The sequence below is a fragment of the Burkholderia sp. Bp8963 genome, assembly GCF_003854275.1.
GTDB lineage: Bacteria > Pseudomonadota > Gammaproteobacteria > Burkholderiales > Burkholderiaceae > Burkholderia.
In genome coordinates this window covers 98,330-120,989 of record NZ_QTQP01000024.1, presented here as the reverse complement: position 1 = coordinate 120,989, position 22,660 = coordinate 98,330, and the positions used below count along the sequence as shown (strand labels likewise).

The following is a 22,660-nucleotide window of genomic DNA, read 5'->3' as shown; positions in this document are numbered from 1 at the left end:
CCGGGTTCGGGTAGACGCCCGCGGCGATCAGGCCCGCGTAGTGCGCCATGTCGACCATCAGGTACGCGCCGACCGACTTCGCGATCTTCGCGAGACGCTCGAAATCGATCTTCAGCGCGAACGCCGATGCGCCCGCGACGATCAGCTTCGGCTTGTGTTCCTGCGCGAGCTGCTCGGCGGCTTCGTAGTCGATGTCTTCGTTGGCGTCCAGGCCGTAGCTGACGACGTTGAACCACTTGCCCGACATGTTCACGGGCGAGCCGTGCGTCAGGTGGCCGCCGTGCGCGAGGCTCATGCCCATGATCGTGTCGCCCGGCTTGAGCATCGCGAAGAACACGCCCTGGTTCGCCTGCGAACCCGAGTTCGGCTGGACGTTCGCGGCTTCGGCGCCGAACAGTTCCTTCACGCGGTCGATCGCGAGCTGCTCGACGACGTCGACGTATTCGCAGCCGCCGTAGTAGCGCTTGCCCGGGTACCCTTCGGCGTACTTGTTCGTGAGCTGCGAGCCCTGCGCGGCCATCACGGCCGGGCTCGTGTAGTTTTCCGACGCGATCAGCTCGATGTGATCTTCCTGGCGGCGATTTTCCTGCTCGATCGCGGCAAAGACTTCGGGATCGACGTTCGCGATGGTGCTCTGGGCTCTGTCAAACATACGGTTTCCGTTAAGTGTGTACAGGTTGACCGGGGTGGCCGAGTACACTGCGCTGCTGGCGGCACCAGCTCGACGTGGCGGAAGAATCCGTATGACGCGAGACAGGGACAGCCACCGGCGATGCACGCGACGGCACACAACGGCTGCCCAGGCGAACGGCAAAAACGGTGCCCTGCGCTTCACGGTGGGATGCTCCACCTTGAACCCGAGGGTTCTATCGCCAGTCACGCAGGGGTGATGAGCGCGTTAGTTTATTGGATGCGTCATGAATAGGCAACCGCGCGGCCGCCGGCCAAACAGTCAGGGACAGGTTCCTTGCGCCCGTGGCGGATACGTTCCGCCGCCTTGCCGCGGCGCGGCAATCTCAGTACGCTTGCAGGTTCCCCATCCGCTATTTTTCCGACCAGGAGCAGCAATGATCGTGTTCGTTACAGGCGCGTCCGCCGGCTTCGGCGCCGCCGTCGCCCGTGCCTTCGTCAAGGGTGGCCACCGCGTCGTCGCGACCGCGCGACGCAAGGATCGCCTCGATGCGCTCGCAGCCGAACTCGGCGACGCGCTGCTGCCGCTCGAGCTCGACGTGCGCGACCGGGCCGCGGTGGCCGCGGTGCCGGCGGCGCTTCCCGCCGAGTTCGCGGCGCTCGACGTGCTCGTCAACAACGCCGGCCTCGCGCTCGGCGTCGAGCCGGCCCACAAGGCCAGCCTCGACGAATGGCAGACGATGATCGACACGAACTGCTCGGGTCTCGTGACGGTCACGCACACTTTGCTGCCCGGCATGATCGAACGCGGCCGCGGCCACATCTTCAATCTCGGCTCGGTCGCGGGCTCCTATCCGTATGCGGGCGGCAACGTCTACGGCGCGACGAAGGCTTTCGTCAGACAATTCAGCCTGAACCTGCGCGCCGACCTGCTCGGCACACCGCTGCGCGTCACCGACATCGAGCCGGGCCTCTGCGGCGGCACCGAATTCTCGAACGTCCGCTATCGCGGCGACGACGCGAAGGCGGCCAGCGTCTACACGAACGTCCAGCCACTGCTGCCCGAGGACATCGCCGACACGATCTACTGGATCGCGACTCGCCCGGCGCACGTCAACATCAACACGATCGAGATGATGCCGATCGCACAGGCGCCCGGCGGCCCCACGGTTCACCGCGGCTGAACCCGCGCGGGCCGGCCGCCGGCCGGCCCGCCGCTACTACATTCCGTTACGAATCGGTAACAAATCCCGTTACCCGCTTCCGGTAAAATGCGCGCCATGACTCAGCCTACCCGCCCTCCGGAAGCGCCTTCCGGCTTTACCTGGCCGGTGCGCGTGTATTACGAGGATACCGACGCAGGCGGCATCGTCTTCTATGCCAACTACCTGAAGTTCTTCGAGCGCGCCCGCACCGAATGGCTGCGCGCCTGCGGCATCGATCAGAGGCAGCTCGCCGACGAGACGGGCGCGCTCTTCATCGTCCGCAGCACCGCGCTCGACTATCGCGCACCGGCGCGGCTCGACGACGCGCTGGCGATCACGAGCCGGCCCGGGCGAATCGGTCGCGCGTCGGTGGAATTCACACAGGAGGCATGGCGCGGCGATACGCTGCTCGTCGCCGGGCACATCCGCATCGGCTGCGTCGACCGCACCGGCATCCGGCCCGCGGCGATCCCGCCGGCCGTGCTCGACGCGCTGCAACGCGGGCCCGTCATCGACGCCGGTCAGACGATGTTGTCAACGAGGCTCGCGTGAGCCCCGTTTAGACGATGCCTATGAACTCGCCTTCCTGAATCGATACTAAGCAAGGTTCGGCATCAGGCACGGCAACCCGGCCTGTCAGCCGGCGCGCCACGCTGCAACCCGCCGGGCACCCCTGGCGGGGCGCCCCCGAAGGGACGTAACTCAAACCTATATGAATACTTCTCAAGACCTGTCGATCATTTCCCTCGTCCTCAATGCGAGCGTCCTGGCCCAGGCGGTGATGGGGCTGCTGCTGTTGCTGTCGCTGATGTCGTGGACCTTCATCTTCCGAAAGTGGTTCGCGATCCGCCGCGCACGCGCGCAGACCGAGCGCTTCGAACGGGATTTCTGGTCGGGTGGCGACCTGCAGGCCTTGTATCAGAGCGCGGCGAACAACCGCCACACGATCGGCGCACTCGAACGGATCTTCGAATCGGGGATGCGCGAGTTCCTGAAGGCGAAGGAAAAGCGCATCAGCGACCCGGGCCTCGTGCTCGACGGCGCGCGGCGCGCGATGCGTGCATCGTTCCAGCGTGAGATGGACGTGCTCGAAGCGAACCTCGCCTTCCTCGCGTCGGTCGGCTCGGTCAGCCCGTACATCGGCCTGTTCGGCACCGTCTGGGGGATCATGAACTCGTTCCGCGGTCTCGCGAACGTCCAGCAGGCAACGCTCGCGAACGTCGCGCCGGGCATCGCCGAAGCGCTCGTCGCGACCGCGATCGGCCTGTTCGCCGCGATTCCCGCGGTGGTCGCGTACAACCGCTACGCGCACGACATCGACCGCCTCGCGATCCGCTTCGAGACCTTCATCGAAGAGTTCTCGAACATCCTGCAGCGTCAGGCCCAGTAAGGAGCGCGCCATGGCCGGAACTCCCATCCGATCCAGCATGCGCGGCGGCCGCTCGCGCCGCGCGATGGCCGACATCAACGTCGTGCCGTACATCGACGTGATGCTCGTGCTGCTCGTGATCTTCATGGTCACCGCACCGCTCGTCGCGCCGTCGATCATCAACCTGCCGACCGTCGGCAACGCCGCGCCGCAGGAACAGACGCCGCCTGTCGTCGTCAACATCAAGGCCGACCGGACGATGAGCGTCAAGTACAAGGGCGCGTCGGGCGCGACCCAGGAAGACACGATGACGAAGGCCGAGCTCGACAGCTTCATCGTCGCCCGTCAGGCCGATCACCCCGACCAGCCGGTCGTGATCGCAGCCGACAAGACCGTGCAGTACGATGCCGTCATGACCGTGATGTCGGATCTGAAGGCGCGTGGTGTCAAACGCGTCGGCCTCCTCGTCAAATCGCAATGAAACGGCCCCCCCCGCGCAGCACCGCCTACCCGCCTCAGCCTCCACGCGAACGCGGCACGTGGCGCGCGTTCGCGCTCGCCGCGCTGATGCACGTGCTGCTCGCGCTGTTCCTGTACCACGGCGTCCAATGGCAGAACAGCACGCCGGCGGGCTCCGAGGCCGAGCTGTGGTCGACGGTGCCGGACATGGCCACGCCGCAGCCGGTCCCGGCACCGGCGCCGCCCGCGAAGGTCGCGCCGCCCCCTCCTCCGGTCAGGAACGAGGAAGCGGACATCGCGCTGCAGCAGAAGAAGCGCCAGCAGGAAGCCGCCGCGCGCGAAGCGCTGCTCGAACAGCAGCGCCGCGCGCAGCAGTTGAAGACGCAACAGGAAGAGCAGGCGAAACGCGCGCAGCTCGCGGCCCAGCAGGCGGCTGCGCTCGCCGCGCAGCGGGCTGCCGAGCTCGAAAAGCAGAAGCAGGCTGAAAAGCTCAAGCAGCACAAGCAGCAGCTCGCGGAGCAGCAGAAGCTCGAGCAACAGAAGCAGGCGAAGCTCGAGGCCCAGCAGCAGGCCGCGAAGGCGAAAGCCGAGACCGCAGCCAAGGCGAAGGCCGAAGCAAGGGCTGCAGCGAAGGCAGAGGCGGCAGCCCGTGCGAAGGCGGACGCGGCGGCGAACGCGAAGCTCGACCAGGAGCGGCGTACGCGCCTCGCGCAGATGCAGGGTCTCGCCGGCGGTGGCGAAGGCGGCGGCGAAGGCCTCGCGAAGAGCGGCACGGGCACGGGCTCGGGCGGCACGGCAGCGACTCCGGGTTACCCGGACAAGGTGCGGCGCCGCGTGAAGCCGAACATCGTCTGGGGCGGCGAGCGCGCGGGGCTGACGACGGTCGTCGCGATCCGCTGCACGCCGTCGGGCGACGTATTGAGCGTATCGATCCGCCGTTCGAGCGGAAATTCGGGGTGGGATCAAGCCGTGGTCAGTGCGATCCAGGCATCGGTCCCGTTACCTCCCGATTCTAACGGTCGTACCCCGCCGGACATTACGATTACCTTCAAGGCGGCGGAGTGAGCGGAAATGCGCTTACACTCCGGGCGTCGCTGGAAGACGGGAACGAATCGGGTATTTTTACTGTCTCTGCGGTTGCGCAGCGATACTAGTCATACGGGAAGCAAGAAGCATGAGTTTGATGACGAAGCTAGGTTTCAGGGCACTCGTTGCCTCGTGTCTGATCTCGGCGGGCAGCGCCGCTAACGCGCAGGTCAACGTGCTGATCACCGGCGTCGGTTCGACCCAGTTCCCCATCGCCACCGCGAATTTCGCGAACGAGGCGGGCCTGCCCCAGCAGGTCACGTCGATCGTCCGTTCCGACCTTGCCCGCAGCGGCAAATTCACCAACATCGACGCAGGCAGCACACCCGTGCCCGAGACTGCGTCGGTCGATTTCGGCGCATGGAAGGCCAAGGGCGCGAACGCGTTCGTCGCGGGCAGCGTGAACCGCGAGGCAAACGGCCAGTACAAGGTCAACTTCATCCTGTACGACACCGTGAAGCAGCAAAGCCTCGGCGGCCTGTCGCTGACGGCGACCGACACGACGCTGCGCACGGCCGGCCACAAGATCGCCGACTACATTTACCAGAAGCTGCTCGGCGTGCGCGGCGTGTTCGCGACGCGGCTGTCGTACGTGATCAAGTCGGGCAACCGCTACCAGCTGCAGATTTCCGATTCGGACGGCCAAAACGCGCGCATCGCGCTGTCGAGCACCGAGCCGATCATTTCGCCGGCGTGGTCGCCGACCGGCACGAAGGTCGCGTACGTATCGTTCGAGCGCAAGAAGCCGATCGTCTACATCCATGACCTGCCGACCGGCCGTCGCTACATGGTGTCCGACCAGAAGGGCAACAACAGCGCGCCGGCGTGGTCGCCGGACGGCCAGACGCTGTCGGTCGCGCTGTCGCTGACGGGCAACACGCAGATCTACTCGGTCGACTCGAACGGCGGCGGCCTGCGCCGCCTGACGCAGAGCAGCTCGATCGACACCGAGCCGAATTACTCGCCGGACGGCCGCTGGATCTACTTCACGAGCGACCGCGGCGGCGCGCCGCAGGTGTACCGGATGCCGGCCCAGGGCGAAAGCGCCGGCTCGGCGCAGCGCGTGACGTTCACCGGCAGCTACAACACGAGCCCGCGCGTGAGCCCGGACGGCAAGATGCTCGCTTACATCTCCCGCACGGGCGGGGGCTTCAAGCTGTACGTTCAGGATCTGCAGACGGGCGCGGCGAACGCGATCACGAATACCAGTCATGACGAGTCGCCGAGCTTTGCGGCGAATGGCCAGTACATCCTGTATGCGACGCAGTCGGGTGGTCGCAACGTGCTGGCTGCCGTTCCTTCCGACGGCAGCGCGCCGCCGCAGATCCTGTCCGTCCAGGGCGGCTCCGTACGCGAGCCGTCGTGGGGACCCTTCATGCAATGACCAAAAGGAGAGTAACCATGATGTCGAAAAAAGTTCGTCTGGCCCTGGCCGTGATGATGGTCGGCGCGCTGGCAGCATGCAAGTCGGGCGTGAAGCTCGACGAAAAGGCCAACGCCGGTGCGATGAGCACGCAGCCGAACCCGGAAAACGTCGCGCAAGTGAACGTCGATCCGCTGAACGATCCGAACGGCCCGCTCGCCAAGCGCAGCATCTACTTCGATTTCGACAGCTATTCGGTGAAGGATGAGTACCAGCCGCTGCTGCAGCAACACTCGCAGTACCTGAAGGGCCATCCGCAGCGCCACGTGCTGATCCAGGGCAACACCGACGACCGCGGCACGAGCGAGTACAACCTCGCGCTCGGCCAGAAGCGTGCGGAAGCCGTGCGCCGTGCGATGGCACTGCTCGGCGTGCCCGACTCGCAAATGGAAGCCGTGAGCCTCGGCAAGGAAAAGCCGCAGGCAGCGGGTCACGACGAGGCTTCGTGGGCGCAGAACCGCCGCTCGGATCTCGTCTATCAACAGTAAGTTACGGAAGGGTCGCTGTATGACGCACCGTGTAACCTGGCTGCGCGTAGCCGCAGCCGTCTGCGTTGTCGGCGCGGCGTGGTCGGCCGCGCCGGCGCACGCCGGCATGTTCGACGACAACGAAGCGCGTCGCGCCGTTCTCGACCTGCGCAGCAAGAACGACAGCCTGACGAGTCAGTTGCAGGCTGCGCAGCGCACGATCCTCGATCAAACCGGCCGCCTCGACCAGCTGAACCAGCAGGTCGCGACGCTGCGCGGCGAGAACGAGGATCTGACGAACCGGCTCACGACGCTCGAACGCCAGCAGAAGGAGTACTACACCGATCTCGACACGCGGCTCAAGAAGTTCGAGCCGCAGCAGAAGACGGTGGACGGTGTCGAAGGCACCGTGCAGCCGGGCGAAACGGATGCGTTCAATGCAGCGCAGCAGCAGTTCCGCGACGGCAACTTCAAGGCTGCCGCTGCGTCGTTCCGCAGCTTCATCGCGAAGTATCCCGAGAGCCCCTATCAGCCGACCGCGCAGTACTGGCTCGGCAACGCACAGTACGCACTGCGCGACTACCGGGGTTCGACGGCGACCTGGCAGGGCATCGTGAGCAAGTTTCCGCAGCATCCGCGCGCGGCCGACGCGCTCGTCGCGATCGGCACGAACCAGCTCGAGCAAGGCCAGAAGGCGGCGGCGAAGAAGACCTTCGAACAGGTCGTCTCGCAGTACGGCGGGTCGAGCGCGGCGCAGACGGCTCAAGGCAAGTTGCAGACAATCAAATAATTGTGGCGCAGGTTGTTGACAGGCCTGCAATTCACCATTATAGTTTCGCTTCTTCGGGTCGTTAGCTCAGTTGGTAGAGCAGCGGACTTTTAATCCGTTGGTCGCAGGTTCGAGTCCCGCACGGCCTACCAGATGTAAGAAGGAAGGGCTTCCAGGAAACTGGAAGCCCTTTTTTCTTTGCTGCGCACTTTTGCTCGCACATCCGTGCCCGGCACGAATGGAACGGATGGCGCTGTCCGAACGTGAGCATACGTTAGACATCCGAAGCATTCCGGGACGATTCCGAAATCACGAGAATTCCGATCCGCGCGCCACGACGAAGGCAGGCAGGAAGCGCACCCCGCCTGCCGCTGCATCACTCCTGCGGCGGTTGTACGGGATCGATGTCGGCGAAGCGCGGCTTCGCGTTCTGCAGGTCGCGCGTGTTCTTCTGCACGGTGACCGCGCCAACCGGACAGCGCACGCCCCGCTCACGGCGTGCGTTGCGCGCGCCGCCATCGGCCGGGCGTCGTGCCGAACACGTCGCGAAACGCCTTGCCGAACGCCGCTTCGGACTGGTAGCCGACCGCCTGTCCGATCTCGGCCTGCCCGCGATGCGTGTCCTTCAGCAGCGCGCACGCGCGCATCATCCGGATCTGCGTGACGAACGCCCCGACGCTCATCCCCGCCTTCTCGCGGAAATGCCGCGCATAGGTCGCGCGCGACATCGCCGCTACGTCGCCGAGCGACGCGACCGTCCACGGCTGCGCAGGCGCCTGCAGCACCGCCTGGACCGACGGCCCGAGCCGCGCGTCGGCGGCCAGTGCGAGCCAGCCGGGCGGCACCTGCGCGTGTTGCCCATACGCGCGCAGCGCATACGCGAGTAGCGCCTGCCCGAGCGCGTTCACGATCGCGCCGGCGGCCGGCTGCACGTTCGACGCCTCCGCGCGCAGCACGTCGGTCAGCACCTGCAGCTGCGCCAGCCCCGACGACTCGCGCAACCCGACATGCAGCACGCCCGGCAACGCACGCATCAGCAGCTCGCCGGGGCCGCGCTCGTACACGTAGCGGCCGCAGAGCAGATCCACGCTCGCGCGGTCGGGCGCGTCGATATTGCTCTTGATCGGCAGCACCGCACCGCCCGTCGCGGGCCACTCGCGCACCCGCGCCGACGACGCGCCCGCCGCCGCCGCGGCATCGACGGTATCGTGCGCGTCGCCCCTCGGCAGCAGCACGAAATCGCCCTCCGAAAGATGCAGCGTCCGCCCGCTCGCGGTGCGCAGCCGGCATTGGCCGGCCAGCAGCAGGTGAAACGCCGCTTCGCCGGGCGGCAGCGCGCCGTGCGCGATCGCGAACGGCCCGTCGAGCAGGCAGCGCACGTCCAGCTCGACGTGGCTGTGGCCCAGCAGCAGCAGTTGACTCAATGCATCCATGAGACGATCGCGCTAAAAATTGACGCTTCAGTGTATCGAAACCATCAGCGTGGACGTTCAGAATAACCGTGCATCAACCGAGACCGCGGCACCCGCCGCCGTCACTCAACCCTGAAAAGGACGAGCCATGCTGAACTGGAACGAATATCGCAAGGAACTCTCGACGCGCATCGGCGAAGTGGCGAAGTTGTCGCCTGATACGCTGGCCGGCTACAAGGCACTGTCTGGCGCCGGCGCCAAGACCGGCCATCTGGACGCGAAGACGCGCGAGCTGATCGCGCTCGCGGTGGCGGTCACGACGCGCTGCGACGGCTGTATCGCCGTGCACACGGCCGAGGCGGCCAAGCATGGCGCGACCAAGGAAGAAGTGGCGGAAGCGCTCGGCGTGGCCATCGCGCTGAACGCGGGCGCGGCGCTCGTCTATTCGGCGCGCGTGATGGACGCGATGGGCGACTGAGCGGACGCTACGGTCTCCTCCCGGCGCCGCGGATCGTTCGTGGCGCCGGCTTGCGGGCTTGCGGGCTTGCGGGCTTGCGGGCTTGCGGGCTTGCGGCTACAGGCTTCCGAGCCCCGTGCTTCCCGCCCGCCAGCCTCGCTTTCGTCAGTCCAGACCAACGCGCGCGCCGCCCACCCTGCCCCGTACGCCGCTCCCCGGAAGTCGGCTACCATGCGCAAAGGTCCTATCGCGAAGGAGCGACCCATGTGCCGCTGGCTCGCCTATACCGGCAACCCGATCCATCTCGAGACCGTCCTGTTCCGCGCGAAGCACTCGCTGATCGACCAGAGCCTGCATTCGCAACTCGGTGCGACGACCACCAACGGCGACGGCTTCGGCCTCGGCTGGTACGGCCACCCCGACGAGCTCCCGTTCCGCTATCGGTCGGTGCAACCCGCGTGGAACGACCGCAACCTGCGCGAGGCCGCGCGCGCAATCCGTTCGCGGATGTTCATCGCGCACATCCGCGCGGCGACGGACACGCCCGTGCAGGAAACCAACTGCCACCCGTTCCGTCATGGGCGCTGGCTGTTCGCACACAACGGGCTGATCCGCGATTTCCACAAGCTGCGCCGCGACCTGACGCTGAAGATCGATCCCGCACTGTTCCCGACGCTCGAAGGATCGACGGATTCCGAAGTGATGTTCCGCCTTGCGCTGACCTTCGGTCTCGAACATACGCCGTTGCCTGCGCTCGAGCGGATGGCCGGCGTCGTCGAGGATATCGCCGCGCACCATCGCGTCGCCACGCCGCTGAACATGACCGTATGCGCAACCGACGGCGAACGGATCATCTCGGTGCGATACTCGAGCGAGCAGCAGTCGCGCTCGCTGTTCCACAGCACGTCGTTCAAGCACCTGCACGAACTGTATCCGCACAATCCGCGCATCGCGGAAGCGGGCGACGACGCGTTCATGGTGCTGTCCGAGCCGCTCGTCGACCTGCGCGGCGCGTGGGAGGAGATTCCGGAAAGCACCGCGATCATCGCGCACGGCGCCGACATCGAGCAGTTGCCATTTGCGCCGGCGCGGCGCAGCTAGGGGTCTTTCGCAGCGGACGCAGCACGACGCGCGGCCGGCGCGTCAGGTCAGCTGCGGCGCTCGAGCCGCATCCGGATCGATTCGAGCCCGGCCGGCAACCAGCGCGACGGCTTGCGCGAACGCGCGAGCGCGACGAAGCCGAGCCGTTCGTACAGCGCCTTCGCGCGAACGTTGCTCACCAGCACGTCGAGCACGACGGCCCGGCTACCGTCGGATGGCAGCACGCCGGCGCGCAGCGCATCGTCGAGCAGCGCACTGAAGATGCCGCGGCCGCGATGCGCGTCGCCGGTCGCGCAATGCGCGACCAGGATCTGCGCGCGCTTAGGCGCCGGCAGCTCGGTTTCGAGCACGACGCCGCGCAGCAACCTGCCGAGCGTGCCGCCCAGCCCGAAGAAACGCAGCAGCGCCCAGACCACGTGCACGTCGTCGAGCAGCGTCCGGCTGCCGTCCTGGATCGCCATCACGGCGAGCACGGTACCGTCGTCGGCAACGCCGACCCGATGGCGCCGCCACGAAAAGCGGCCGTGGCGCGACCGGAACGCGTCGTTCAGGAATGCGATGCAGCGCGCTTCCGGCGCGCCGAGAAAGTAGCCGAACTCGCGGATACCGGATGCAAACACGAGCGGCGCGCACGCGGCCGCATCGTCGGGCCCGGCCGCGCGGAACCGCACGCGCGGCTCGCCATAAGGCTCACGATAAGGCTCACGATATGGCTCACCACACGGCTCGCCGGGCGGCGGACCCGCATGACGCGCAGGCGCGTGGACGGCGCGCACGACTGCGCCGCCTAGCGCGCAAGCCGCGACAGCGCGGCGATCGTACGGCTGATCTGTTCGGGCTCGTGCGTCGAACAGATGAAGAAGCGCAGGCGCGCGGCCTTTTCCTCGACGGCCGGATAGAAGATCGGCTGCACGTTGATGCCCTCATCGAACAGCGCGTTCGCCCACTGGGCCGCCTTCAGCGAACTGCCGGTGATGACGGGCACGACCGCGTAACCCGCGCTCGTGCCCGTATTCAACCCGGCCGCGCGCGCTTCGGTCAGGAACTGCCGGCCCCGCGCCTGCAGCTGCGCGACCCGCTCGGGCTCGGCCAGCAGGCACTCCAGCGCCGCGCGCGACGCCTCGGCGAGCGTCGGCGCGAGCCCGACGCTGTACAGGAATCCCGGCGCCAGGTGACGCAGCATGTCGACGAGCGGCTGGCACCCGGCGATGAACCCGCCGCAGCCGGCGAGCGTCTTGCTCATCGTGCCCATCCACAGATCGACGTCGCCGGACGCGACGCCGGCCTGCTCGCGAATGCCCTTGCCGGTCGCGCCGAGCACGCCGAGCGAATGCGCTTCGTCGACCATCAGGAACGCGCCGTGACGTTCCTTCACATCGACGAAGCGCTGCAGGTCCGGGAAATCGCCGTCCATGCTGTACAGGCCTTCGATCGCGATCAGCACGTTCCGGTAGTCGCGGCGCACGCGCGTCAGCAGCTCGTCGAGCGCCTGCCAGTCGTTGTGCGCAAAGCTCAGGCGCTTCGCGCCGCTCAGCTGCGCGCCCTGCACGATGCTGTTGTGCGCGAGCGCGTCGTGGACGATCAGGTCGCCCTGCCCGAACAGCGCGCCGATCACGGTCACGTTGGTCGCATGGCCGCTCACGAACGCAACGCAGTCGTCGGCCTCGTAGAACGACGCGAGCGCTTGCTCGAGCTCGCGCTGCACGGGCCGCTCGCCGGCCACCATCCGGCTCGCCGACGCGGATGTGCCATAGCGGTCGATTGCCGCCTTCGCACGCGCCGACACGACCGGATCGCCGGCAAGGCCGAGATAGTTGTAGTTCGCGAAGTTCACGTATTCGCGCCCGGCGATGCGCGTCGTCGCGCCCGCGACCCCGTCATGCACGCGAAAGAACGGCGAGTCCACCCGCAGTTTCTCGCCCATCTCGCGCATGATCCTGACCTGCTGATAGAGCGGCATCGCCTCGAACCGGCTGCGCGCGGACATCTGCTGCGGCGCGGCGGCAGGCGCCGCAACGACGCCGTCGGCCACGCGGTCCAGCTGCCGCTTCAGCGCCTTCGCGGCCAGTTGCTGCCGAAGATGCTCTCCCAATCCCATCGCTTCGTACGCCTATCTCTAAAAAAACGCCATGTTATGCCGCAAATGCGCGGCGCTCCCGTGCTCGCCGGCATTACGCCGGGAACTCGGCCCACTCCCACGCGCCGGTGTCGGCCAGCAGCGCATCGACGAGCCGGAAATTCATCTCGTGGCTGGGCCGCCATGCGCTGACCCGCGCGAGCAACGGCGCGCCGGCGAGCGCGAGGTCGCCGACGAGATCGAGCACGCGGTGCCGGACAAACTCGTCGGGAAGCCGCATCCCGCCCAGCACGCGGCTGCCGACGATCGACGCGGTACACGACGGCCGCGCGCCGCGCAGGATCGGCACGCCGCGCAGATAGCCGGCGACGATCGCGGGCACCGCCCACTTCACGCGCCCGTACGAGCGTGACGGCGCGATCTCGGCCGCGAACGCGGCAGGTGTCAGCGCGCCGTCCCAATGCATGTCGCCGAAGCCGCGCAGGTCGTTGCGCACGCTCAGCTCGTAGCGCGGCGCAGGCTCGATCCGCATCTCGCGCCGTTCGCCGCCGTCGCCATCCGCGACGACGACGGGCCGCAGCACGCGGATGAAGCGCTTCGGCGCGGGCAGCGCGACGCGCCCGCAGGTGCGGATCGCGTCGACCCACGGCGCGGCGCTGCCGTCGAGAATCGGCACTTCCTCCGCATCGAGCTCGACGATCGCGTGATCGATCTCGCATGCAAGCAGCGACGCCAGCAGATGCTCGACGGTCCGCACGCCGACGCCGTCCGCATTGCGCAGCATCGTGCAGAGCGGCTGGGCGCGGCGCAATGCGGGATCGACCGCTAGCGTCGCGAGCGTGCGGCCGTTCGCGACGCGACGGAACACGATGCCCGTCGCGCCGTCCTCGGGATGGGCCGGCAGGATCCGCACGCCGACCCGCCGGCCCGTGTGCAACCCGTGTCCGGCGATCGTCAGCTCGCGTGCGAGCGTGCCCTGGCTGCCGGTCCAACCGGCCGGCACGCTCACTGGGCGGTCTCCAGCGCAGCCGGCGCCGCGCCGGCTGCCGGCGCAACGTCGAGCAGCGCCTGCGCGTCGCCGTCGAGCGCATGCTTCGCGGCGAGCGCGGCAACGGCATCGTCTGCCGCGCCTTCCGCCGATTCGCCGTCACCATCGACCGACGTCGCGATCGAATCGACGATCCGGCCGGCCAGCGTCGTCACGCTCGCCCCTTCGGCGATCGCCATCACCGACAGCTTCACGTCGAACGCCTCCTCGACCGCGAGCCCGAGCTCCATGCCCATCAGCGAATCCATCCCCATGTCGAGCACCGACTTGTCGAGCGCAATGCGCTCCGGCGTCATGTGCAGGATGCGGGCGATCTGCCCTTGCAGCGTCTCGGCGACGAGCGCAACCGCGTCGCCGCGCGCCAGCGCGAGCACTTCCTCGCGAAGCTGCCCGCCACCGTCGCGCGTGTCGCCGCCGCCCGCATGCGACTGCAGCAGCGCGTAGCGCCGTGCCTTCGCGGCGGGCATCCCGCGCGCGATCGCGTGCCAGTCGAGGCGCACCACCGCTTCGCCTGCCGTGCCCGCCGAGCCCACCGAGCCAACGATAAGCGCGCGCTCGAGCGCGGCCATCGCCTCGTCGGACGTGATCGACGCGCCGCCGATGCGCGCCTGCAACGCCTCGCGCGTGTCCGCGTGGCGCGCGAGGAAACCGACATCCTCGAGCGGCCCCCACGCCATGAACGTGCCGGGCAGGCCCGCCGCGCGCCGGTGCTCGACGAGCGCCTCGACGAAGCTGTTGGCTGCGACGTAGTTCGACTGGCCCGGGTTGCCGAGATACGTCGTCGCCGACGAATAGACGACGAACCAGTCGAGCGCCAGCAGACGCGTCGCCCGATGCAGGTTCCACGCGCCGGCCACCTTCGGCGCGAGCACCGCCGCGAAACGGTCGTCGTCGAGATTGCGCACAAGGCCGTCGTCGATCGACATCGCCGAATGCAGCACGCCCTTGAGCGGCGTGCCGCGCGCGGCGATTGCCGCGACCATCGCGTCGACCGCGGCCGCATCCGTCACGTCGCATGCGACCACGTCGACCGTCACGCCGAGCGTGTCGCGCCAGCGCACGGCCTCGTCCACGGCCGTTGCGGCAAGCGTGCCGGAACGGCTCGCGAGCGTCAGGTGGCGCGCACCGCGCTCGACCATCCGGCGCGCGCTCGCAAACCCGAGCCCGCCCGTGCCGCCGACCACCAGATAGGCGCCATGCGGATCGAGCGCCAGCGGTCGCGGCGCGGCAACGCCGCGCTTCGGCGCCGGCGTGCCGGACGGATAGGTGACGAGCACCTTGCCGATCTGGCGTGCCTGCTGCATGTAGCGGAACGCATCTTCCGCGCGCTCCGCCGGGAACGCGCGATACGGCAGCGGATGCAGCACGCCGGCCGCGAACAGCGCCATCACTTCGCCGAACAGGCGTGCGGTCAGCTCCGGTAGCGCGCCCAGCAGCTGGTCGGCGTCGATGCCGAAATAGCTGATGTTGTTGCGGAACGGCCGCAGCCCGATCGGGCTGTTCTCGTAGAAATCGCGCTTGCCGAGCTCGAGGAATCGGCCGAACGGACGCAACGTGTCGATGCTGCGCACCATCGCCTCGCCCGCGAGCGAATTGAGCACGATATCGATGCCCGCGCCGCCCGTCATCGCGCGGATTTCATCCGCGAACGCCAGGCTGCGCGAATCGAGCACATGATCGGCGCCGAGCAGGCGGACGAACTCGCGCTTCTCGTCGCTGCCGGCCGTCGCGAACACCTCGGCGCCAAAATGACGCGCGAGCTGGATCGCCGCGATCCCGACGCCGCCCGCGCCGCCGTGCACGAGCACCCGCTCGCCGCGGCGCAGGCGTGCCAGCTCGACGAGCGCGTAGTACGCGGTGAAGAACGTGATCGGCGTGGTCGCGGCTTCCTCGAACGACAGCCGCTCGGGCTTGTGCGCCATCGCCGCCGCGCGGGTCGTCACGCGCGTCGCGAACGATGCAGGCGCGAAGCCGAGCACCGCGTCGCCGGGCGCGAAGCCCGTCACGTCCGCGCCGACGCGCACGACCCGGCCGGACAGCTCCATGCCGATCGTCGCGCCCGCGAAGCCGCTCTCGACGGCCTCGTCGGACAGCAGGCCCATTGCGTACATCACGTCGCGGAAGTTCAGCCCGGTCGCCGCCGGCTCGATCTCGATCTCGTCGGCGGCAAGCGCGTGCGCGGGCAGCGCGAACCACTCGAGGTTGCGCAGCGAACCGGGCGCGTCGAACGCGAGCACCGCCGGCTGCGCGGCATCGCGCGCTTCGCGGACCGCCGCATTCGCGGCCGTCAGCATGCGCGGCACCAGCCGACCGCGCGCGGACAGCACGACTTCCTCCTCGAGCGCGGTGCCCGTCATTTCGCGCACCAGCACGTCGAGCGCCACGCCGGCGTGAGGATCGACGTCGATGAGGCGGCAGGCCAGCTCCGGATGTTCGTTCGCGAGCACCCGGCCGAGGCCCCACAGCGTCGCGTGTTCCGGATGCGCGTTCGCCGTGCCGGCGAACGGCGCGCCGCCGCGCGTGACGACGGTCAGCCGCGCCGCCGCACTCGCCTGCGCGTCGAACGCGCGCACGAGCGCCGCGAGCGCGATCGCCCCCGAGCGCTGCGCAGCGAGCAGCTGTGCGCCGGTCGCCGCGTCGTCGAGCGCCGTCTCCGGCGCGCAGAATACGACGTGATACGGCTGCGCGTCGGGCAGCGCGGCGATCGCATCGGCCGCGTGCGCGGTTTCGAGCACGTCGGCTGCGTAACCCGCGCGCACCAGCGCGTCGCCAAGCTGCGCGCCGAACGCACCGGATTCCCGCGCGTGCAGGACGAGCCAGCGCTCGGCGCGCGCGAGCGCATCGAGGCCGTCTGCGTGGTCTGCGTGGTCCGCGGCGACGTTGATGGCGGCGTTCACCGGCTTGCGCGCGATCGCAAACGTCGGTGCGCCTTCGAGGTCGAGCGACTGTTCCGCGTGCCGCGCGACGTCGGCATACCCGGCGCCGGCAAGCGCCGCGCCGAGATCGGCCGGCGTCAGTGCCGTCAGTGGCATCGCCGGCACCGGCCCCGCGCCATCGGCCGACAGCGCCTGCAAGCCGAACACGATGTCCGCGAAGCGGCCGCGGCGCGACTCGGCGAGCAGCAGCAGCCCGCCCGGCACGAGCCACGAATGAATCGCGCGCAGCGCATCGAGCGGATCCTCGCGGCCGCTCAACCCGCGATTGACGACGACCACGTCGTAGGGCCCCGCATCGTCGCCCGCCAGCGCCAGGCGCTCGCCAGGCTGCAACGCGACCGTGCGCACGCCCGCATCCGCATCGGCCTCGAAGCCCGCCAGCTGGCCGGCCGTCGCGGCAATCGCGTAATCGCAGCGCGCGGCCGGCAGATGAAGGCCGAGCGTCTGAAGCACGTCGCCGTCGGTCGCGTTCAGCTCGAGCACGCGCAGACGGCGCGTCGGACGCCACGCGTCGAGCGCCTGTTCGACGCCGGCCTTCAGCAATGCATGCGCGTGGCGCCAGGTCGGCGACGCGGCAAAGAAGTGTTCGACGAGGCTGTGCCCGGTCGGCGACAGCACGCGCGCGGGATCCTGCGTGCCGTTCAGCACGTCGGGCAGCGCCGCGCCGCAATGCGCGAGCAGCGTCAGCTCGGCGACATGCGCGGGCGACTCGGCCAACAGGCCGCGCCACAGCTCGTCGAGCGGCGGCAGCGCCGCGCACGCTTCATCGTCGCGCACGAGACGGCCGCCGTCGCGGTGCGCGAGGCCATCTTCGACCAGCATGTTCGCGAGCCGCCCGGCGAGCGCCGCATGCGCGGGCGCGGGCTGCCACGTGCTGCCGAACACGCCGAGCGTATCGAATGCCCGCAGCGCGTAGAGGCTCGCCAGCACGTCGAGCAGCGGCACGATTTCGGTGAGGTGCCGCGCACGCTCGCCGCCGTTCTCGACCGCGGCAAGCCGGGCCGCCGCCTGCTCCAGCAGCGCGCCGGGCGCCGGCAGGCCCACCGCGTGGACGTCGCCTGGCAGCGGGGTTTCCTCGAGCGTGTAGACAAAGCGTGCCGGCGGATTCTGCCGGCGGCCGACGAGATCCACGCGCCGGAACCGACAGCCGCCGAGCCGCGCGACGATCGCGCCCCGCGCATCGAGAAACGCGAAGGTCGCGACGATCGAGTGCGGACTGCGCCGGTCGATACGCGCCAGCACACGTGCGACCGTGTCGCCGCGCAGGTAGTCGACGCGGCCGATCTGTACCGGCACGTAAGCCGGATGCTCGTCGTCGCGTGCGTGTGCGGCGAGCAGCGCGAACAGCGGATGGAAGCCGCTGTCCATCAGCGCCGGATGCAGCAGGTAGGCAGCGAGCGCCTGCGCGTCGCCGCACGCGGCCGGCGCGGCGACGTCGGCCAGCGCAGCATCGTCGGCGACGCGCACCGCGCTGACCCAGCGGAACGCCGGTCCGTAGCCGAGGCCGATCGCCGCCGTGCTCGCATACAGCGCGTCGCCGCTCATCGCCGGCAGCGCAAGCAGCGCGTCGAGCGTCGCCGGCGGCACCGTGCTGGCCGCGTCGAGCGTGTTGCCGCTGGCCAGCATCCGGCCCGTCACGTTGAGCGTCCACGCGCCTTCGGACATCCGGTCGCGCGTCTCGATCACGAAGGTCGCGGTGCGCGGCTCGATCGCAAGCCGGAACTGCTTCGACTGCTGCGGCTGGAACACGACCGGCGCGCGGATCTCGAGATTCTCGAGCGCCACGTCCGGTGTTTCGAAATACACGCGCGCGGCGGCCAGCGCCATTTCCACGTAGCCCGCGCCCGGGAACGCGACGCCGCCGTCGACGACGTGATCGGCCAGCATCGGCAGCTTCGCGGGATCGAGCTGGTTCTCCCACGCAAACGCATGCTCGTGCAGGCGGTAGCCGAGGAGCGGATGTTCGCGGCGGCGGTTCACGAGGCCATAGCCGTCCGCGGTCGGCGTCAGCCAGTAGCGGTCTCGCTGCCACGGATAGGTCGGCAGCGCTACATGCAACGCATGCGACGCACCCGGTGCGAAGCGATCGGGATCGACGGCGGCGCCGTGCGCGATCGCCGCGAGAATCGCGTGCTGCAGCATCGCCGCGCTGCCGTGGTCGCGCTTGAGCGTCGGCAGCGACACGCCGGCCGTGTTGGCCGCAGCGAGCGTCTGCTTCACGTAGGTGCGCAGGATCGAATGCGGCGACACCTCGACGAACACGCGCACGCCGTCTGCGATCAGATGCGCGATGCCGGCGCCGAAGCGCACCGGCTCGCGGATGTTGCGCCACCAGTAAGCGGCGTCCAGTTCGCTGCCCGACAGCGCGCCGCCCGTCACGGTCGACACGAAGCCGCCGGTGCCCGGCTGCGGCCGGATGCCGGCCAGCTCGGCGCGTACGACAGGCTCGATGCGGTCCATGTGGCTGCTGTGGAACGCGTAGTCGAGGTTCAGCATCTGGAAGAACTTGCCGCTGCCGCGCAGCGACGCCTCGATTGCCTGCAGCCCCTGCAGCGAGCCTGCGAGCGTCACCGATTCCGGGCTGTTCACGCCCGCGATCTCCACGAGCCGCGCGAGTCCGTCACCCGCGATCAGCTCGCGCGCCGCCACCTCGCCGAGGCCCGCGGCCGCCATCCGGCCGCTGCCCTTGGTCAGCGCCTGCGCGCGGCTGCGGATCTTGATCACGCGCACCGCATCCGTGAGCGACAGCGCGCCCGTCACCCACGCGGCGGCGATCTCGCCGACGCTGTGTCCAATCGCCGCGTCATGGCGCATGCCGCGTGCATCGATCACGCGCGTCATCCCGACCTGGATCGCGAACAGCAGCGGCTGCGCGTGCTCGGTCGCCTCGAGCCACTCGGCGCTCGCGCCCTCGCGCATCACGTCGACGAGCGACGGGCTGCCGTCCGCGCACCAGAGCGCATCGACTTCGTCGAGCGCCGTGCGGAACACCGGATCCTCTTCATACAGCTGCTTGCCCATCCCGGCCCACTGGCAGCCGTTGCCGGAGAACACGAGCGCGGTGCGCGCCGCGTCGGCCGGGACGTCGGCCGGCACGTCGCCCGTCACCACGCAGGCGGGCAGCGCGTCCGGCGACGGCTGCGCCAGCGCGGCGAGCGCCGCACGCCCTTCGGCGACATCGGCCGGCGCGACGATCGCGCGATGTTCGAGCCATTGACGGCGGCGCGTGGCGGCCGCGGCCAGCGCCTGCCAGTCGCCGCCGTCGTCGAGCGGCGCCAGATGGCGGCCGGCGAGCGCGGCAAGCGCCGTGGCGCTGCGCGCGGTCAGCACGAGCGGCGACGGCGTGGCGGGCAAGGCTGGCGTGACTGCGGCCGGCGTGGCCGGTTCGGCGGACGGATCGGACGGCGCCTCCATCAACACCACGTGCGCGTTGGTACCGCCGAAGCCGAACGAGTTGACACCCATCGTCAGCGGCGTGCCGTCTTCGTCGAGCGTCGTGTACCGATCGACCACGCGCAGGCGGCCACCGTCGAAATCGATGCCCGGGTTCGGCGTGACGAAGTGCAGCGAGCGCGGCACCGCGCGGTGCTTCAGGCACAGCACGGCCTTCAGCAGGCCGGCCATCCCGGATGCCGTTTCGAGGTGACCGATGTTGGTCTTTACCGAGCCGATCAGGAGCGGCTGGTCCGCCGGACGCTGCCCCGCCACCACGTCGATCAGCGCGCGGGCCTCGATCGGATCGCCGACTGCCGTGCCGGTGCCGTGCGCTTCGAGATACGCGAGTGAGCGCGGATCGATGCCCGCGCGCGCGTAGACGTTGCGCAGCAGCGCCGCCTGCGCCGCCGCGCCCGGCACGCTGATGCCGCCCGGCGAATGGCCGACCGAGTTCACGCCGGAGCCGGCGATCACTGCGTGGATCGTGTCGCCATCGGCGAGCGCGCGGTCGAGCGGCTTCAGCAGCACGAACGCGCCGCCTTCCGAGCGGACGTAGCCGTCGCCCGTCGCATCGAACGCACGGCAGCGGCCGCGCGGCGACAGCATCGACGCCTTCGAGAAGCTGACGAAGCCGAACGGATGCAGCAGCAGGTTGACGCCGCCTGCGAGCGCCAGCTCGGCCTCGCCGGACTGGAGTGCCTGCACGGCCTGGTGCAGCGCGACGAGCGACGAAGAGCATGCGGTGTCGACCGACATGCTCGGGCCACGCAGGTCGAACAGGTAGGACACGCGGTTCGACGCGATGCTGAGCGTGTTGCCGGTGGCCGAATACGGATCGATCACGTTCAGATCGTCCATGTTGCGGTTGCCGTAATCCATGCTCGCGGCACCGACAAAGACACCGCAATTGCTGCCGCGCATCGCGGCCGGGCGCACGCCGGCGTCCTCGAACGCCTCCCACGCGAGCTCGAGCAGCAGGCGCTGCTGCGGATCCATCTGGGCCGCTTCGCGCGGCGAGATGCCGAAGAACGCCGCGTCGAAACCGGCGACGTCGTCGAGGACGCCCGCGGCGAACGTGTAGCTCTTGCCCGGCTCGCGCTTCGACGGGTGCTGATAGAACCCCGTGCCGAAGCGGTCCGGCGGAATGCAGGTCACTGCGTCCCGTTCGTCGCGCAACAGTTGCCAGAAGTCGTCGGGCCCCTCAACCCCACCGGGAAACCGGCATGCCATCCCGATGATCGCTATGTGCTTGTTCATGCTTTTTCTGACTTGGCCAGCGCATCGCATGCGTGCGCGCGCGGCTCGTTCGAATTCGTGATGGCCAGCAGCAGCTGGCCGAGTTCTTCCGCCCCGACGTCACGTGCGGAAGCGGCGGGTGCCGCGGTATTTCGCCAAATGAAATACTCGCTCCGATCTGGCATGACGCCAAGATTACCAAATACTTTCGGCAACGCCGGCACATGATCGCCGTAGAAGCAGACGATCGTGTCGTGCTCGCGCCGCCGCGCATGGTCGAGCAGCCGCTCGATCATCGCGTTCGCGTTGTCGACGTGACGCAGATACGCGGTCAGATCCCGCCACGCAGCGCCTTCGCCGAGCGCATGGAACCGGCCCCCATCGCCGGGCGCTACCGGCTCGAGATGAAGCGGACCATGGTTCTCCATCGTCATCGCGAAGATGAAGGCCGGCTGCTCGCGCGGCGCGTCGAGCGCATCGATGATCGCATCCGCGACCGCCGCGTCCGCGACGTACTGCCCCACCCGCGGCTTGCCGTCGAAGCTGCGGATGTCCATGAACGCGTCGAACTGCATCAGCGGGAACACGCGGTCCCGTCCGAAGAAGTCCGCGTGATACGGATGGATCGCGAGCGTCCGGTAGCCTCCGCGCTTGAACCAGCCGGCGAGCGACGAGCATGCGCGGCGCAGGAATGCATAGGGATAGAAGCGCGCATAACCGAGCGACGCCGGCGCAATGCCCGTCAGCACTGCGAACTCCGTGCGCATCGTATTCGCGCCCCACGCCGGAACGGTCAGTGCGCCATGCGCGACGGCTTCGCGCCGCGCGCGGTCGAACGCCGACATCAGCGTCGGCCTGACCGCGGACGTCGCGCGGCGGATGTCGAAGAACGACTCGCTCTGGATCACGATCACGTCGGGTTGGCGCCGCGGCGCGCCCGCTGCGAACGGGCCGTGCGTGACCGCTGTGTCGAAGGTCCGGAACGTCGTTCTGCGCATCCCGTTGAGCAGGTACGCGACGAACACGGCGAAGAAACCGTGACGGCGCTGGTCGTCGAATGCGTCGAGCGTCAGCGGCATGCGCGCGGCTACCCGGCGCGCGACGACGATGCACGCGAGCGCGCCGAGCGCGGCCGCCGCGCGCGGCGCGGACGCAGGACGATCGACCAGGCATCCGGCCACGAGCAGCGCGACGCCGCTCGCGATCGCCACGACTTTCCCGATACTGAGAAACGGCAGATAGAGCCGCGGATGCGCGAACAACTGGCTGAACAGGCTGAGATCGGTGAACACGAACGGTTCGCGCAGCGACTCGTACTTCGCATTGCTGACCGCCGCGAGCAGCGCGACCAGCGCGGCGGCGACACAGGCCGAAAACACCGGCCGCATCGTGACCGCATACACGCATGCGCCGATACACGACACCGCAACGAGATGCAGCAGCACGGCCCACGGGGATCTGCGCAGCGGCGCACGCGGAACCGCGACGGCATCCAGGCCGAACGACGCGACGAGCGCCGCGGCAAAGACGAGTGCGTGCACGCCAGCCAT

17 protein-coding genes, 1 tRNA gene and 1 riboswitch are annotated in these 22,660 nt (G+C 68.9%); of the genes, 11 read left to right on the top strand and 7 right to left on the bottom strand.

Annotated elements, in window-relative coordinates; all coding sequences use genetic code 11:
* Positions 1 to 652, bottom strand: a 652-nt coding sequence (locus tag DID96_RS20950) for a serine hydroxymethyltransferase (RefSeq protein WP_124601177.1), incomplete at its 3' end; no start/stop codon positions are given.
* Positions 653 to 790: 138 nt separating this feature from the next.
* Positions 791 to 890, bottom strand: a riboswitch (ZMP/ZTP riboswitch).
* A 177-nt stretch (positions 891 to 1,067) separates the two neighbouring features.
* Here DID96_RS20950 and DID96_RS20940 point away from each other — a divergent pair.
* The 9 genes from DID96_RS20940 (at position 1,068) to DID96_RS20900 (ending at position 7,560) form a co-directional block, all read left to right on the top strand.
* Complete coding sequence (locus DID96_RS20940; protein WP_124601176.1) at positions 1,068 to 1,814, top strand: SDR family NAD(P)-dependent oxidoreductase; 747 nt, start codon at positions 1,068 to 1,070, stop codon at positions 1,812 to 1,814.
* An 87-nt stretch (positions 1,815 to 1,901) separates the two neighbouring features.
* Complete coding sequence (gene ybgC, locus DID96_RS20935; RefSeq protein WP_124601175.1) at positions 1,902 to 2,387, top strand: tol-pal system-associated acyl-CoA thioesterase; 486 nt, start codon at positions 1,902 to 1,904, stop codon at positions 2,385 to 2,387.
* A 160-nt stretch (positions 2,388 to 2,547) separates the two neighbouring features.
* Entirely contained in the window at positions 2,548 to 3,225 is a 678-nt protein-coding gene (gene tolQ, locus DID96_RS20930) for a protein TolQ (protein ID WP_010091489.1), read from the top strand.
* 10 nt (positions 3,226 to 3,235) lie between these two features.
* Entirely contained in the window at positions 3,236 to 3,685 is a 450-nt protein-coding gene (gene tolR / locus DID96_RS20925) for a protein TolR (protein ID WP_026044964.1), read from the top strand.
* Positions 3,682 to 4,728 carry a cell envelope integrity protein TolA gene (gene tolA / locus DID96_RS20920; protein ID WP_124601174.1) on the top strand — a complete coding sequence of 349 codons (1,047 nt, stop codon included), beginning with the start codon at positions 3,682 to 3,684 and terminating at the stop codon, positions 4,726 to 4,728. The genes tolR and tolA overlap by 4 nt, the downstream gene beginning before the upstream one ends.
* 109 nt (positions 4,729 to 4,837) lie before the next feature.
* A complete protein-coding gene (tolB, locus tag DID96_RS20915; protein WP_124601173.1) occupies positions 4,838 to 6,133 on the top strand; it encodes a Tol-Pal system beta propeller repeat protein TolB in 1,296 nt (431 codons plus the stop codon).
* 17 nt (positions 6,134 to 6,150) lie between these two features.
* Positions 6,151 to 6,660 (top strand): peptidoglycan-associated lipoprotein Pal, encoded by a 510-nt coding sequence (gene pal / locus DID96_RS20910; RefSeq protein ID WP_124601172.1) that lies wholly within the window; start codon positions 6,151 to 6,153, stop codon positions 6,658 to 6,660.
* A gap of 19 nt (positions 6,661 to 6,679) precedes the next feature.
* Positions 6,680 to 7,429 carry a tol-pal system protein YbgF gene (ybgF, locus tag DID96_RS20905; protein WP_124601171.1) on the top strand — a complete coding sequence of 250 codons (750 nt, stop codon included), beginning with the start codon at positions 6,680 to 6,682 and terminating at the stop codon, positions 7,427 to 7,429.
* Positions 7,430 to 7,484: 55 nt separating this feature from the next.
* A tRNA-Lys gene (locus DID96_RS20900) sits at positions 7,485 to 7,560 on the top strand.
* Positions 7,561 to 7,899: 339 nt separating this feature from the next.
* Here the strand turns inward: DID96_RS20900 and DID96_RS20895 are convergent.
* Positions 7,900 to 8,841: an AraC family transcriptional regulator gene (locus DID96_RS20895; protein ID WP_124601170.1), complete on the bottom strand. Its 942-nt coding sequence runs from the start codon at positions 8,839 to 8,841 to the stop codon at positions 7,900 to 7,902.
* Positions 8,842 to 8,968: 127 nt separating this feature from the next.
* Here DID96_RS20895 and DID96_RS20890 point away from each other — a divergent pair, with 127 nt between their 5' ends.
* Positions 8,969 to 9,298, top strand: a complete 330-nt coding sequence (locus DID96_RS20890) for a carboxymuconolactone decarboxylase family protein (RefSeq protein ID WP_124601169.1) — start codon at positions 8,969 to 8,971, stop codon at positions 9,296 to 9,298.
* A 243-nt stretch (positions 9,299 to 9,541) separates the two neighbouring features.
* Positions 9,542 to 10,378 (top strand): class II glutamine amidotransferase, encoded by an 837-nt coding sequence (locus tag DID96_RS20885; protein WP_124601179.1) that lies wholly within the window; start codon positions 9,542 to 9,544, stop codon positions 10,376 to 10,378.
* A gap of 47 nt (positions 10,379 to 10,425) precedes the next feature.
* On the opposite strand, the gene DID96_RS20880 is transcribed toward DID96_RS20885, so the two are convergent.
* From DID96_RS20880 to DID96_RS20860, 5 genes are all read right to left on the bottom strand, one after another.
* The gene (locus tag DID96_RS20880) at positions 10,426 to 11,049 is read right to left on the bottom strand and encodes an N-acetyltransferase (protein ID WP_124601168.1); all 624 of its coding nucleotides are present in this window, start codon (positions 11,047 to 11,049) and stop codon (positions 10,426 to 10,428) included.
* Positions 11,050 to 11,165: 116 nt separating this feature from the next.
* Positions 11,166 to 12,476: an aminotransferase class I/II-fold pyridoxal phosphate-dependent enzyme gene (locus DID96_RS20875; RefSeq protein ID WP_124601167.1), complete on the bottom strand. Its 1,311-nt coding sequence runs from the start codon at positions 12,474 to 12,476 to the stop codon at positions 11,166 to 11,168.
* Positions 12,477 to 12,549: 73 nt separating this feature from the next.
* Entirely contained in the window at positions 12,550 to 13,464 is a 915-nt protein-coding gene (locus DID96_RS20870; protein ID WP_124601166.1) for a UDP-3-O-acyl N-acetylglycosamine deacetylase, read from the bottom strand.
* A complete protein-coding gene (locus DID96_RS20865) occupies positions 13,461 to 21,131 on the bottom strand; it encodes a type I polyketide synthase (protein ID WP_124601165.1) in 7,671 nt (2,556 codons plus the stop codon). Before DID96_RS20865 ends, DID96_RS20870 begins: the two co-directional genes overlap by 4 nt.
* Positions 21,128 to 22,660, bottom strand: a complete 1,533-nt coding sequence (locus DID96_RS20860; protein ID WP_124601164.1) for an LTA synthase family protein — start codon at positions 22,658 to 22,660, stop codon at positions 21,128 to 21,130. Before DID96_RS20860 ends, DID96_RS20865 begins: the two co-directional genes overlap by 4 nt.